This window comes from Streptomyces sp. NPDC004838, assembly GCF_053600955.1.
Map to the genome: position 1 here is coordinate 66,331 of NZ_JBSGAW010000017.1, position 14,161 is coordinate 80,491.

Below are 14,161 nucleotides of genomic sequence, written 5' to 3' on the forward strand. Positions count from 1 at the left end.
AGTACTCAACACCCTTCCGGGCCGGAGTGACCGGCCCCATGTCTTGTAGGGCCGGCTGAGTCTTGTAGGGCCGGCTGACCGCCTTCTCGCCATGCCCGCCACAGCCGCGCGTACCGGCCGCCACCAGTTCCTCGTGCGTTCCCTGCTCGACGACGCGGCCCGCGTCCGGCACGGCGGTCCGGTCCGCCGCCATCGCCGACCGGAGTGGGGAGCCCGTCGGGCAGGGCGGAGACCCGGCCGCCATCACCCACCGCCCACCGCCCACCGTGCGCAGCGCGTCGGTCGGTTCGGCGTCGGTGGCGGCCGGCGCCGCCAGGCGCGGGCCGCGGAGAACGCGTGCGTCTCCCGCGTCAGGACGCTCACCAGGACCCGCGCGCCCGCTCCGGGCCGGCGAGTTCGGTCGTCCCGATGCGCACCGATCCCGACTGCGGGGTGCCGATGCCCGCGAATCAGTACGGCGAGGGTCGCCTTGCCCGACAGCACGGCGAGGGTCGTCGTGCCCGACAGCCGGTTCGCGTACCCGCCACGGTTCCCGGGTGCCCCTCTCCCGGAAGGCGTCCTCCAGCCGGTACGCCCGGACCGTGTCGACCCCGTTCAGACCGCTGATCGACGCCTGGTCGCGGCCGGCCAGGGCCACCCGCTGTTCCGCGTGGAGACGGGCGGAACGCGGCAGGTGCCAGCGCGGGGCCGGCGCGTACGTGGGCAGCGCGCCGGTGCCCGCGAGGCCGAGCCGCCAGTCGAGTCCGATTCTCGTCGTCGGGCTCGTCCGCCGAGTCGGAACCACACCCCGCGAGGAGGCCGACACCGAGGGCCTCGGCGGTCGGGGCGGCCGCCAACCGCCGCCAGGAGTGCACAAGCGTCGTTCGCAGGAGGAGCATTCCGAGATCCCTTGCTCTCGTGCTGTTCACTGCGCCCTCTCAGGACAGGCAAACCCTACCTTCGTTACTTAGGTTAGCCTAGCCTTATCACTGCCTATCTTTCTGCGATCCACTCCGTACGGACGCGTGCACGGCCGATGGGCGCGACGAGCCGCCGGCCGGGCCGTCCATCACAGCGGCTCGCAGCCCGAAGGCCCGGCACAGCAGCTCGGCGGTGATCACCTCACGCGGGCACCCCTGCGCCAGGCCCCCTCCCTCATCACGACGAGGTTGCCGCTGTAGCGAGCGGCCAGGTGGAGGCCGTGCGGCACCATCACCACCGAGCAGCCGGATTCGTCCAGGTCGCCCACCAGGTCGAGCATGTCGACGGCGTGCGCGCCACCAGGTCCGAGCCGGCCGGCAGCAACACTCCCACCCAGCAGAGTTCACGGCGTACGACGTCGGCCTTCCGTGAAGCAGTACGTCGATTTGCCTATAAGCTATAGGCACCTGCATACTTTCTGTAGTAAAATCGAGAGTAGGTGATGGTTGTGGTTCGGGCAGGACTGAGCCCGGAGCGGCTCACACTCGCCGGTGCGGAACTCGCCGATGAAGCCGGTTTCGACCAGGTGACTCTGTCGGCGCTCGCCCGGCGCTTCGACGTGAAGGCCGCGAGCCTGTACTCACATCTGAAGAACTCCCACGAACTCAAGACCCGAATCGCGCTGTTCGCGTTGGAGGAACTCGCCGACCAGGTCGCCCACGCCGTGGCCGGACGCGCGGGCAAAGACGCCCTGACGGCCTTCGCGAACGCCTACCGGGACTACGCCCGAGCGCACCCGGGCCGGTACGAAGCCGCCCGGTTCCGGCTCGACCCGCAGACGGCCGCGGCCAGCGCCGGCGTCCGGCACGCGCAGATGACACGGGCGATCCTGCGCGGCTACGACCTGGCGGAGCCGGACCAGACACACGCGGTCCGCATGCTGGGCAGCGTCTTCCACGGTTACGCCAGCCTGGAAGCGGCCGGCGGCTTCAGTCACACGGATGTCCCTTCACAGGATTCCTGGGCCTGGACCCTGGACTCCCTCGACGCCGCGCTGCGGAGGCGGGCGACCCCCTGACGAGCGGCGCGCCACTCTTCGAACGGTTCCCGCGTACCGACCCGATTCCCCCAGCCCCCCGCCCAGAACCGAAGGCTTGAGGCAATGAGCACCGAACAGAAGTGGATCACCACCCCCATCACCGCCGACTTCCTGCGCGGACACCTTGAAGTGGAGGAGACCGCGCACGGTCTGCTGCCGCACCGGCTGCCCGCCTGGGCGCGCCGCCAGATTCCGGACGACCGGCTGGCCGTGGCCGAAGCCCAGCCTTCCGGTGTCCGGCTGGCCTTCCGCACCCGCGCCACCGGCATCGAACTGGACACCCTGCCCACCAAGCGTGTCTACCTGGGCTTCCCGCCCCCACCGGACGGCGTGTACGACCTGATGGCCGACGGCCGGCTCACCGCCCAGGCCACCGTGAAGGGCGGAAACCTCCGCACGATCACCGACATGCAAACCCAGACCGCGGAGTTCACCGAGGGACCGGCGGGCACCGCCCACTTCACCGACCTCCCCGCGGGCGAGAAGAACATCGAGATCTGGCTTCCGCACTCGGAGATCACCGAGGTGATCGCCCTGCGAACCGACGCCCCCGTCGAGCCGGCCCCGGACAACGGACGCCGGGTGTGGCTGCACCACGGCAGTTCCATCAGCCACGGCTCGAACGCCGTCTTCCCGAGCACCATCTGGCCCGCCCTGGCCGCGTCAGCGGGAGGCGTGGAACTGATCAACCTCGGATTCGGCGGCAGCGCACTGGTGGACCCGTTCACCGCGCGTGCGATGCGCGACACCCCCGCCGACCTGATCAGCGTCAAGCTCGGCATCAACGTCGTCAACAGCGATGCCATGCGCCTGCGGGCCTTCGTGCCCGCCGTCCACGGCTTCCTCGACACCATCCGCGAGGGTCACCCGACGACACCCCTGCTCCTCGTGTCGCCGGTCCTGTGTCCGACCCACGAGAACACCCCCGGCCCTCTCATGCCGGACCTCGAAAGCGGAACCCTCCGGTTCAAGGCCACCGGCGATCAGGCGGAAACCGCCGCCGGACGGCTGACGCTCACGATCATCCGCGACGTACTCTCCGGCATCGTCGAGCAGCGAGCCGTCGAGGACCCGAACCTCCACTACCTCGACGGACTCGACCTCTACGGCGAGAGCGACCACGCCGAGTTCCCGCTGCCGGACGCGATCCATCCCAGCCCCGAAGGACACCGCCGCATCGGCGAGAACTTCGCCAAACTCGTGTTCGCGAACAACGGCCCCTTCACCACCAAGACCGGCTGACCCCGTAAGCCCTACGCTGGACCGGCCTGCCGGACCCACTCGTGACGGCCTCGCGCCGGCTCCAGTGCTCCAGGTCGTGAGGCGAGGGGAGCCCCGGCGAGAGGAGAAACGTGCTTCCTCCGGTCGGCAGTACCAGCCACCGGCTGCTCGGATAGCCTCTCCGAACACACCCGCCGAAGCGACCCGACGAACTGTGAGCAGCCAGTGATACGAGACCTGTACAACGTCCGGTTGCAGACCGCGGATGGCGGCTCCACGCCACTGACCGAGGAGGAAGAACAGCGCACACGGGCGGTGTTGTTCGGTGATCTCGGCAAGGCGATCGCCGAACGGGGCTGGGTACGGTTCCCCGCGTACTCGCCGGAGGAACGCCGCCGACTGGTCGATGTCGCGCACCGACTCAGTTCCTCCTGGGGGCAGCAGGTGTTCGTCGAGGCCGAGGACCAGTGCGCCCTGATGCTCCATCTCGCCGGGTATGGGCCGGAGCCTGAGAATCCGATGCTGTCGCGGGCGTAGAACGGGGACAGGGCGGGCCGAGGGTCCGTGACGCGGAAGGATGAACTCGGTCCGCCTGTACGGAGGGTTGCCGGGGCACGCTGGTCGAACGAGGAGTGCTTCCAGGCCGCGAAGAGCGGTCGGCACCCTGCTTTCGCTCACGGGAATCCGGTCTCCGCGACGCCTGCTCTGCCGTTGGATGGGGGCACGGATGTACCGGAACGGGTCGTGGGTGTCGACGGTATGCCGAAGCGTGGCGGAAGTGGCTCGATGCTCGATCACGGCGCTCCGCACGCACCGGTTGCCGCGATCGGCGCGGTGGCGGTGCTCCCCGGGCCGGTCAGCGTGCCCGAACTCTTCGGCGTCATGGAGGAGCAGGGTGGTCTCGTCCGGGTGGGTGCGGCTTCATCGAGGCACAAGCCCGCCGGTCACACTCGAGGGTGAAGATCCTGATCAGACGAAGGCCGCCGCCCCACGCCCGGCGAGGTCCCCACAGGAGCGCCCCGGCCGGGGTCTTCGAAGCCCTGCCGGACGCGCTGGTCGTCGATGCCGCCGAACGGGACGAGGTGGACCTGTCGCTGGTCAGCGTGGCTCCGCCAACGTCCGGGCCTCCCATGGTGCCGCCGGGACGCACCTCGATTCCGGTGCCCTCACCGCTCTGGAAGAGCAGCTGCCGAACCGCCTCGGCGAAGCAAGGGGGTGCGTTTCAGGAGGCGTGAATGGCTTGAACATAGCCAGATCCTTGCGATGGAGTCGGGTACTGGTGTCTTCTCACGACCGAGCGATCAAAGGGGATGGATCGGTGAACACTGCCGGCAAGAAGGGTCGTCGGGGTGCGGGCGGCAGCCGGGATGAACGGCATGCGGTCGTCGTGGGCGGGAGCCTCACAGGTCTTCTCACCGCGCACGTTCTCGCCGGGTGCGCCGACCGGGTGACCATGGTGGAGCGCGACAGGTTCCCGGAGGGTGTGGAGCCGCGGTCCGGGGTACCGCAAGGGCGGCATCCGCATGTTCTGCTGGAGGGCGGGCAGGTGGCCCTGGAGTCGTTACTGCCGGGCCTCCTCGCGGAACTGGCGGCGGCGGGCGCGCCACGGGTGGGTATGCCGTCCGACCTGGTGTTGTGGCAGGACGGGCGCTGGTTCCGGCGGCTGCCCGCAACTACGCACATCTACACCGGTTCCCGCGCACAGCTGGAAGACCTGATCCGGCGGCGCGTTCTCGCCAATCCGGTGATCACCGCGGTGGAGGCGACCGACGTGGTCGGGCTCCTCGGTGACGCCTCCCGGGTACGGGGCGTGCAGTTGCGGAGCCGCTCCGGTGACGCCCGTGGGGAGCAGCGTTCCCTCAAGGCCGACCTGGTCGTCGACGCGTCGGGCAGCGGCACGAAGGCCCCGCGGTGGCTCACGGCGATCGGGGCCGAGGCCCCGCACGAGGAGACCATCGACACCGGGCTTGCCTACGCGTCCCGGCTCTACCGCGGCAGGGACGGCGTCCTTGGCGGTGACACGGCCGGCTACTACGTCTATCCCAGCCCGGCCCAGGTCCACGCCGGCGGTGCGCTGCCGCTGGAGGACGGCACCCATCTGGTCATTGTCTCGGGGCTGCGCGACGACGAACCGCCCACGTCCGACGACGAGTTCGTGACGTATGCGAAGAGGCTGCCGCACCCACTCCTGCACCGGTGGCTGGACGAAGCCGAACCGCTCTCACCAGCGTTCGGCTTCCGGCAGACCGCGAACATCCGCCGCCGCTACGACCTGCCGGGCCGTCGTCCGGCCGGATTCCTCGCCGCGGGCGATGCCCTGTGCACCTTCAACCCGGTCTACGGGCAGGGCATGGCCGTCGCAGCGATGGGTGCGATCGCCCTGCGCGATGCACTGGCCGATCCGCGCCGGACCCCTACGACGCGGCGCGTGCAGCGAGCACTTCTCGTAGCATCCCGGCAGGCGTGGAACATCTCCGCCGGGGCGGACCGCACGATGCCCGGCGCGATCGGCACCGCGGTCGGCGTCGGGCCCGCGGATCGCGTAGCGGACTGGTATCTGAAGCGCGTCCAGGCGTGCTACCCCGGCGACCCCGTGGTGGGGCGTGCCTTCCGCTCAGTGCTGGTCCTCTCCGCTCCCGTGACCGCCCTGTTCTCGCCGTCCGTGGCCCGGGCCGTGCTTCTCCGCCCGTCGGCGAGGACCCCTGCCGAGCCACCGCTGACACCGGAGAGATAGCGAAGCAGGCGCCGGTCAGGGGCTTTCCCACTGCCGCTCGCGGAGCCGGTGCGGAGCGCGGTGACGGGGTCGCCGGTGCCGCACCGGACCGAAGGCATGGCGGAGTCGGTCCTCGCACCGGACTGTCAGCGGACCGTGCCGGCGGCAGTGGTTGGGCCTCCGCGAGCGCCTGTCCGATCTCCCTTCCCGTACGTGGCTCCGACCCGGCCGCGGCCGGGCTCCCGCTTCTGCGCTCCCTCGATCTGCGGACCGACCGTCTGCGCACCTTGCCCGACTGGCCGACCGCGATCCCGTCGCCGGAGAAGCTCGACCTCCGCTGGAACGACCTCGATCCCCCTCCCGGACTGGTGGACGCGCTCGAACAGCGCCGCTGTGTGGTCCTGTTGCTCTGAGAAGCGGGGGTGTTGCCGGGAGGGGGGAGTCTTGCCGGGAGGTGAGTTGGGAGGTGAGCCGGGTGGGGAACAAACGGGCGGGTAACAGACCCGCTGGGAGCCCGGCCGCGGCCGGGTGCTTCAGTCACGGAGTGAGGGAGCCTGAATGGCCGACGCGGGGGAAGCCGAGCTGTGGGAGCGACTGGAGAGGCTGGAGCGGCGGCACGGGGCGTACGGGCTGGAGACCGCCGCCTTCCGGCACGAGCTGGCGGGGGAACTGCACGGGGCGGGCCGGCTCCAAGAGGCGGAGGAGCAGTACCGGCGGACGTACGAGGGCTTCGCCCGGAACTTCGGGCAGCGGCATCTGGTCACCCTCACCTGTCTGAACAATCTGGCGCTGGTGCTCCGGGACCAGGGCCGGCTGGACGAGGCCGTGCGTCTGCTCGGGGCCGTCTACCAGGCACGGGCGGAGCTGGTCGGCCCGGAGAATCCGCTGACGCTGAACGCCGCGAACAACCTGCTCATCACGCTGGTGCGCCAGGGGCGTCTGGAGGAGGCGGCGGAGCAGTATCCGGCGCTGATCAGCGCCTGTAAGAGCGCCTTCGGCGCCGATGATCCCAATGTGGCGGCGATCCGCGACGACCACGTCGATGCGCTGCGCAGACTCGGCCGGCACCGGGAGGCCGCCGGGCTGCGCGGCACGGACCCGGTGCTCCCGATCGCGAAGGTGCTGCTCAGCTGCGCACGGCAGCTGCGGTACACCGGGATGATCCCGGTGGCGATGTCCGCCACCCGCTACGGCGCCGAACTGACGCTGGGTACCCACCACCGGGCACGGGTGGACCTCGCCACGGGCCGCAGGCTGGTGGACGCCGAGTGGGGAGTCGGCTGCGACATCGTGGGGTCGTCGGACACCGAGGCACCGTACGACCCGGCCACGGACGGGCGGGAGATCGCCGACCCGGTCGCCGACGCCACGGGCGCGCTGGCCGAGCACTTCGCCGACGCGGAACGGGCTTTGGGTGAGGGACGGCTGCGGGTGCGTGTGTTCGCCCATCATCCGCACTGGCCCCGGCTGTCCGCTCCGCCGGTGCTGACGGTCGACCGTCGGCTGATGTCCCGCCGGGACCGGACGCGGCACGACCGGCTGGTACTGGCCATCCCCGGCGTCACCGTGCTGGAGAGCCGGGGCGGCCCGCTCCGGGGGCCCGGGTTCACGGTCCGGCTGCCCGGGGCGCCCGAGGTGACGGTCTCCAGCATCGAGGGCATCGACAGCCGCCCCGCACCGACCCGGGCCGAGGCATGAGGGGCGTCCGGCCGGCGGCGGGGCGCGGTCGTGAGCCAGGGGCCGGGGTGGTGGTTGGCGCGAGGCGCGGGGGTGCGGTGCCGGGTGGACCGGGTGGACCGGGTGCGGGGTGCGCGGTGGATCGCGCGGTGCCGTGGGCGGTGGGGTCCGTGCCGGACGAGGGACCGGCCGTCAGGCGCCGGAGTGGTCCGTACGGTCCTTGCGCAGCAGCGAGTTGGCCTCCTCGCCGACCTCCCGGGTCAGCCGGCCAGGGCAGTTGACACCCAGCTGGAGCACCAGATCACGTCCGAACATGTCCACCGACGACTCCACGAGGTCGGCGTAGACCCCGATGGCCAGCCTGGTGCGGTGCCGGGCGGCGAGCAGCACCGCCGCCGCGAGCAGGGCGGCGGGCCACCAGAACACCGCGAGCGCCAGATAGAGCAGGCCCCAGCCCACGAGCCGTGCGGCGGACGCGCAGGCCGTCTGCGCGGCGACGAGTTCGGGACGTACGGTCTCCGGAAGCATCAGCCACAGCCGGGGCCAGGCGGCGGACAGGTCCAGGCGGTAGCGGTCGTGGATCCGCTGGTCGACGGCGTTCAGCCGGTCACCGGCCCAGGTCGGCCGGTCGGCGGGCACGGTGCAGACGGCGTCACGGCGGGCGATCGCGGTCCGCAGGACCTCCGCCGCCCCGGGGGCGCCGCCCGACGCGGCGAACTCCGCGAGCGCCGTCCGTACCTGGGCCTCGGCGCGCTCCCACCGGCGTCTGCGGGCCGAGGTGAACCGGCGCAGCAGCGGTTCCCGCCCCGAGGCGGACCAGAGCCGTTCCACCAGCAGTTCGCCCGCCGAGGCCGCCATCCCGGCGGCGGCCGACGCGGCGGTGAACGCGACCGCTGCGATCAGCACCGACCCCGCCCGGCCGCCCGCGGGTGCCGCCGCGACCGAGTCGAGCCAGGTCCGCAGCGGGCCGGGGTCGAGCGCATGGCCGTGACCGAGCACGGCGGCGACCACCGCCGCGCAGATGTAGAAGGCGCCGGGGAGCAGCAGCACGGTCGCCCAGCGGCCCGCGACCTGGCGCCCCAGTTCCGCGAGGACGATGCTCACAGATGGATCCGGCGGGAGACCAGCCGCAGCCCGGTCAGCGCGCACGCAGGGCCGGCGTCGGCCCGCTCGCCGTCCTGCGTCGGCACCATCCGCGAGCACGGCCGGGGCGCCGGGCAGGCCCATACGGTCACCACCGGATGCTCCCGGCCTCCCCGGGGGGTCTCATAGCCGCGAGCACCCGTGGTGAGCCCGTCGATGCCGTGGCGCGCGAACGCCTCGTCCAGTGCGTGGAGATCCGCCGCCAGTCCGGGGCCGCCCTCGCCCGCGCGGACCGCCGCCGTCAGCCGGTCGAGCACCTCGCCCGCCCCGTACGCCCGCGCGTGCTCTGCGAGTGAGTCGCCCTCGGCCTGCGGGCACAGCCGGGCCAGTTTCTCCCCCACCTCGTCCACGGCCACGCGGTCACGACTCCCCTGATTCACCGACACGCGTCAAACTACTTGATGTGGTGACAGTTTGACGGACTGTCGTGCCGAACACCTTCCGAGGATACGTGTGCTGCTGAAGTACGGGGGCTGTGGTGAGCGACCTGTCCGGGCCGACGCCGGAGGAGATCGAGGTCTGTCTGGCCGCGTACGAGCGGACCGGTGACCCCGGTGAGCTGCCGGTGCTGGACGCCCCCGAGTTCCCGGACGAGGGCGCGAGGGAAGCGGCGCGCGCCGATCCCGCGCATCTGGCCCGGCTGGCGCTGGCGCGCTGGTACCGCTATCTCCAGTGGCCGGGTGTCCATGGGCTGTTGGAGCGGCGGGCCGCGCTGGCGCTGGCGGCCCGGCTGGGCGCCGTCGCCGGGTCCGGGACCCGGGGCGGGCGTTCGGACGGTGTGGCGGACCGGCTGCCCGAGCCGTTGCGCGGGCCCGCCACCGCACCGCCGCCTCGCCGCCCGCTCCTGCGCACGCGGCGGCCCGAGGCCCCGCCGGAGCCCGTCGCCCTCGGGGCCGCCCGGATCGACCAGCTGCGGTTCCTCATGGACCGGGCATACGAGTTCGGCGACATCAGCGCGCTGACCACGGCGATCGGGCTCCAGAGCCGGTGGCTGAAGGAGAAGACGCTGTCGCCCGTCGAGCGCGCGGCGCTCCTCACCGACCACTCCGTGCTGGCGCGCCGCGCCGGGGAGTCCGGTGCGGGCGGTGACCGGGACTGGTTCGGCGAGGCCGAGCAGGTCGCCACCCTGGCCGTGAAGGCGACCCGGCCCGACGGGCACGATCCTCATCTGGCCAACCGGCTGGTGCTGCGGGGGTACTGCGCCGCCCTTCAGTACACCGGGAACGGGGAGAGGGACGGAGCCGACCGGGAAGACGAGCAGGAAGGCGAAGGCGCTGAGGAGGGCCCGGCAGGTCACGGGGTGCGGGGGCTCGGCGGTCCGGGCGGTCCGGCGCCGCTGGAACGCGCCGTGGCCGACTACGGCCGTGCCGCCGAGCTGGCGGGGCGTGCCGTCCCCGTGAGCCTGGCGCCGGCGCGGGCGCTGGGCGCGGCGCTGACCCGCCTGTACGAGGCGAACGGTTCGGCCGAGACCCTGGCCGAGGCCCTGAGAACCACCCGCGATCTCGTACGGGCCACCGACGCGTCCGACCGCCGGGCCCGGGGACACCGGGAACGCCTGGAGGCCCTGCGTGTTCGCGCCACCGCACGCCTCGGCGCGGCGGAGACCGAGGCGATCCTGAGCGGCGAACCGTTCCCCGTGCCCGAGGCGATCCTCCACGGCGAACCACCGGTCCACGGGGCCGGAGCGGCCCTCGGGGCCGGAGCAGCCCTCGGGGCCGGAGCAGCCCTCCACGGCAAACCGGCCCCCGGAGCCGGATCGGCTCTCCACGTCGAAGCGGCCCTCGGCGGCGAAGACCCGGCGGAGAGCGCGGCAGGGAGCCCAGTGGGCAACCCGGACAGCATCGGTACGGCAGCTCCGCACGACCGCCACCCGACGGAGAACCCCACAAGCAACCCCGACACCCCCGGCACTGCGGCCCCTCACGACCGCCACCCGACGGAGAACCCCACAAGCAACCCCGACACCCCCGGCACCGCGGCCCCTCACGACCGCCACCCGACCGGGAACCCGGCAGGGAACGGCGCGCGGTCCGGCCGCAACTCCCGTACGCCGGACGGCGCCACAGCGGGCGTACCCCCGTACGAGACCGTGAGGGAAGTCGTTCGCGGCCGACGGCCCGTGCCGGACGTGTCCGGCGCGCCCAGTGCGGCGGACGGCGCCCGCACGGGACGCGACGGCCACCCGGCGGACGGCGGGGACCCTGCCGGGAGCGCCCCGCACCCGGGGCCCGGCCCGCACGGGCCGCGCGGCGGCGCTCCGGCCGGCCCCGGCACCCCCGCGCCCTCCGGGCACGTGCTCACCACCGGGGAACCGCACGCCCGTCACGGGCCGGACAGCTCCCGTTTCGACGCGGCACTCCACACCGCCGAGGACCCCGATGTCCCGGGAGGCGAGCGGCGACGGGCCGGGGAGGCGCTGCTGGAGATGGTGCCGCGCCACGACCCCCGGCGTCCCCTGGTGCTGCTCGTCGCCGCCGAGGCGGAGCTGGCGGACCGGCTCCAGGGCGGCGAGGGCGCGTCGGCCGAGCGGGCGCGGCTGACGGCCGTCCGGGCGGTGGACGCGGCCGGGGCCGGGCATCCGATGGCCTACCGCGCCCGTGCCGTCCTCGCGGAGTGCACCCTGTGCGCGGCCCGGGACGGCTCCCCGGGCGCGCGCGGGGACGACGCGCTGGCCGCGGCCCGTGAGGCCAAGTCGCTGCTCCCGGCCGGTGATCCGGACAACGGCGGGCGGCTGAACCGGCTGGCGGACATCCTGACCACGGCCGCGACCCAGATGGGCGACGCCTCGCTGCTGCCGGAGGCCGTCGAACTGCGCCGGGAGGCGATCGATCTCACCCCCACCCCTCACCCGAACCGCGCCTTCTGGCAGTCGAACCTGGCGCACTCCCTGCGCCGGCTGGCCGAAGAGAGAAACGACCCGGAACTCTCCTACGAGGCGGTGTCGGTCGCCCACGAGGCCGCGACCACCCTGCCCGACGACCATCCGAGGAAGCACGAGCTGCTGTTCAATCTGGCGTCGGAGTTCATGTCCGCCGCGGAGCGTGATCCGGGCGAGGAGCTGCTGGCGGAGGCGGACGCCGTCCTCGGCCGGGGCCTGGACATGCTGGCGCCGGACCACCACGACCAGCCGCGTTTCCTCAGCCAGATCGCCCTGGTACGGCTGAAGCGCCATGCGGCGACGGGCGACCCCGGGATGCTGGCCGACGCGACCTGGCTGGCGCGGGAGGCCGTCGCTCTGACCCGGGCGGACGACACCTGGTGGACCGCCCGCAACGACTATCTCGCCCGCGCGGCCGCCACGTCGTACCGGCTGACCGGTGAGACGGACGAGGCGCTGCGCTTGGAGGCGATGGAGGCGTACACGATCGTCGCCGCCGACCGGACGCTCCCGGCGGCCAAGCGGATCGAGGCGGGGAGCCGGCTGGCTTGGCTCGCCCGCGGGGCCGGGGACCCGGAGCGCGCGCTCCGGGCGCTGGAGGCCGCCCTGGACGAGATTCCGGCGATGGCCCGGCGGTCGCTGACCGGGCCCGTACGCCAGGGCGCCACCCGCAGGGCAGCGCGGCTCGCCGCCGACGCTGCGGCGCTCGCCGTGGACGTGGGGCGGCCGGAGCGGGCCGTCGAACTGCTGGAGAGCGGCCGGGCGGTGCTGTACGGGCAAGCCGTGGCGGCCCGCCGGTACTGGACACCGCTGCGCGCCCTCGATCCGCGCGCCGCGGACGACCTGGAACGCATCGAGTCCCGGCTCGCGGAGAGTGACATCTACACCAATATCAGCTCGTTCACCATCGAGGTCGTACGGATTAGCCCCGGAGGGAAGCGGCGGGAGTCGACACAGGAGGTGGATCCGCGCCCGGGATGGGCTGCCGAGACCCGCAGGCTGGCCGCCGAACGGGACCGTATCCTCGAACGGCTCTCCCGGCACCCCCGGTTCGCGGAGCTGCTGCGTCCGCGGACCTTCGCCGAGGTGCGCCGGGGGATCGCCGGAGCTCCGGTGGTGCTGGTGGCCGCCCATGAGCACCGGGGGGACGCCCTGCTCGTACCGGCCGATCCGGGACAGCCGGTGGTCCATGTGCCGCTGCCGGGGCTGACGGCGGGCGCGGTGCTGGAGCGGATCGGCCGGCTGGAGACGGCGGTCTCCGACGCGACGGACCTCGACAAGGGGTTCGCCCGGCGCGCGGCGGCCCAGTCGGAACTGCACGAGGTGCTGGAGTGGCTGTGGGACGAGCTGGCCGGCCCGGTCGTCGACCGTCTGCCGCCCCCGGCCGAACCCCTGCCGCCGGGCGCGCTGCCCCGGCTGTGGTGGTGCCCGGTCGGCCCGCTGGTACGGCTGCCGCTCCAGGCCGCGGGCCACCATCGCGACCCGTACGGCGGCGGGGACGGCCGCCCCCGTACGGTGATCGACCGCGTCGTGTCCTCGTCCACGCCGACGCTCGCGGCCCTCGCGCACGCGATGCGGGACCGTACGCGGCCCGGACCGGACGGCGATGACAACAGATATGGCAGGCACGACAGGTACGACAGGAACGGCAAGGACAACGAAGACGGCGGGGACAGCGTAGACAGCGGGAACGCGGGTGGCCCGGGGCGGTCGCGGCGGAGTGCGGGGGCGCTCGTCGTGGCGGTCCCCGAGACACCCGGCATGCCCTCGCTGCCCCAGGCCGAGGCGGAGGCCCGTGATGTCCTCGCACTGGTGCCCGGGTCACGGATACTGAGCGGAGAGGAGGCGGGTCTCCGGGCCGTGGAGGCGCAGTTGGGCCGCTATCCCATCGCGCACTTCGCCTGTCACGGCGACAGCAACGCCGCCCTCGGCACCCTGCTGGGCAACGGGCTCCATCTGGCGTCGGGCGAGAAGCTGACCGCCGCCCAGGTGCACGATGTCCGCCTGGACCACGGCGCGCTGGCGTTCCTCTCCGCCTGCGGCACGGCCGAGCAGCATCCCACCATGCCGGACGAGCCGATGCACCTGGCCTCGGCGTTCCAGCTCGCGGGCTTCCGGAGCGTCATCGGCACTCTGTGGCGTACGCCCGACAGCGCCGCCGTGGCCCGGTCGGTGTACTCCTTCCTCACCGCGGCCGGCACCCGCTCCCCGGATCTCACGGCCTCGGCGGTGGCTCTCAACACCGCCCTGCGCGCGGCCCGCGACGCCTATCCGGCGATCCCGACCCGCTGGGCCGCGTATCTGCACGCGGGCGCGTGACGACCGCGAACGCGTCCCCGGCGGACCGCGTACGGCATCCGGGGCCGGTACGCGACCGGGTCAGGTGCCCACCGGTATGCGTGACGGGCCGCCCGGGGCCGTCGCACCGCTGTCCGCCGGCCGCCGCGGTACCGGGCCGGCCGTACGGTACGGAACCCGGGGCCGCGCGGTGGTCTGTCGCCGATCCGGGCCGGGGGGCGCGTACGGGCCG

9 protein-coding genes and 2 pseudogenes are annotated in these 14,161 nt (G+C 73.1%); 7 read left to right on the top strand and 4 right to left on the bottom strand.

Translation table 11 applies throughout. The annotated features are described in order from the left end of the window. Window positions 1-5: 5 nt before the first annotated feature. Both ACWEFL_RS20215 and ACWEFL_RS20220 read right to left on the bottom strand, forming a co-directional pair. Window positions 6-745, bottom strand: a pseudogene (locus ACWEFL_RS20215) (hypothetical protein); the annotation flags it as partial. A 227-nt stretch (window positions 746-972) separates the two neighbouring features. Beyond that, window positions 973-1,255: pseudogene (locus ACWEFL_RS20220) on the bottom strand (cobalamin/Fe(3+)-siderophore ABC transporter ATP-binding protein); the annotation flags it as partial. A gap of 153 nt (window positions 1,256-1,408) precedes the next feature. Between ACWEFL_RS20220 and ACWEFL_RS20225 the strand changes: the two are divergent. The 6 genes from ACWEFL_RS20225 to ACWEFL_RS20250 all read left to right on the top strand — a co-directional run bounded on the left by ACWEFL_RS20225 (window position 1,409) and on the right by ACWEFL_RS20250 (window position 7,631). Further along, window positions 1,409-1,978: a TetR/AcrR family transcriptional regulator gene (locus ACWEFL_RS20225; protein WP_451714536.1), complete on the top strand. Its 570-nt coding sequence runs from the start codon at window positions 1,409-1,411 to the stop codon at window positions 1,976-1,978. 84 nt (window positions 1,979-2,062) lie between these two features. After that, a complete protein-coding gene (locus tag ACWEFL_RS20230; protein ID WP_451714332.1) occupies window positions 2,063-3,241 on the top strand; it encodes a GDSL-type esterase/lipase family protein in 1,179 nt (392 codons plus the stop codon). Between the two features lie 231 nt (window positions 3,242-3,472). Then, entirely contained in the window at window positions 3,473-3,757 is a 285-nt protein-coding gene (locus tag ACWEFL_RS20235) for a hypothetical protein (protein ID WP_451714334.1), read from the top strand. A gap of 850 nt (window positions 3,758-4,607) precedes the next feature. Beyond that, a complete protein-coding gene (locus ACWEFL_RS20240; protein WP_451714537.1) occupies window positions 4,608-5,954 on the top strand; it encodes an NAD(P)/FAD-dependent oxidoreductase in 1,347 nt (448 codons plus the stop codon). Between the two features lie 266 nt (window positions 5,955-6,220). Next, entirely contained in the window at window positions 6,221-6,346 is a 126-nt protein-coding gene (locus tag ACWEFL_RS20245; protein WP_451714337.1) for a hypothetical protein, read from the top strand. A 145-nt stretch (window positions 6,347-6,491) separates the two neighbouring features. After that, window positions 6,492-7,631, top strand: coding sequence for a tetratricopeptide repeat protein (locus ACWEFL_RS20250; protein WP_451714339.1), 1,140 nt, complete (start codon window positions 6,492-6,494; stop codon window positions 7,629-7,631). Between the two features lie 171 nt (window positions 7,632-7,802). On the opposite strand, the gene ACWEFL_RS20255 is transcribed toward ACWEFL_RS20250, so the two are convergent. Both ACWEFL_RS20255 and ACWEFL_RS20260 read right to left on the bottom strand, forming a co-directional pair. Next, entirely contained in the window at window positions 7,803-8,714 is a 912-nt protein-coding gene (locus ACWEFL_RS20255; RefSeq protein ID WP_451714341.1) for a hypothetical protein, read from the bottom strand. Next, complete coding sequence (locus ACWEFL_RS20260) at window positions 8,711-9,109, bottom strand: hypothetical protein (RefSeq protein WP_451714344.1); 399 nt, start codon at window positions 9,107-9,109, stop codon at window positions 8,711-8,713. The genes ACWEFL_RS20255 and ACWEFL_RS20260 overlap by 4 nt, the downstream gene beginning before the upstream one ends. Window positions 9,110-9,231: 122 nt before the next feature. On the opposite strand from ACWEFL_RS20260, the gene ACWEFL_RS20265 reads away from it, so the two are divergent. Next, window positions 9,232-13,950: a CHAT domain-containing protein gene (locus tag ACWEFL_RS20265; protein ID WP_451714347.1), complete on the top strand. Its 4,719-nt coding sequence runs from the start codon at window positions 9,232-9,234 to the stop codon at window positions 13,948-13,950. The last annotated feature ends 211 nt before the right edge of the window (window positions 13,951-14,161 follow it).

What these genes read in the sequence shown, in the direction of transcription:
- ACWEFL_RS20230 (WP_451714332.1), top strand. Translation starts at nt 2,063, where the DNA reads ATGAGCACCGAACAGAAGTGGATCACCACCCCCATCACCGCCGACTTC.
- ACWEFL_RS20250 (WP_451714339.1), top strand. Translation starts at nt 6,492, where the DNA reads ATGGCCGACGCGGGGGAAGCCGAGCTGTGGGAGCGACTGGAGAGGCTG.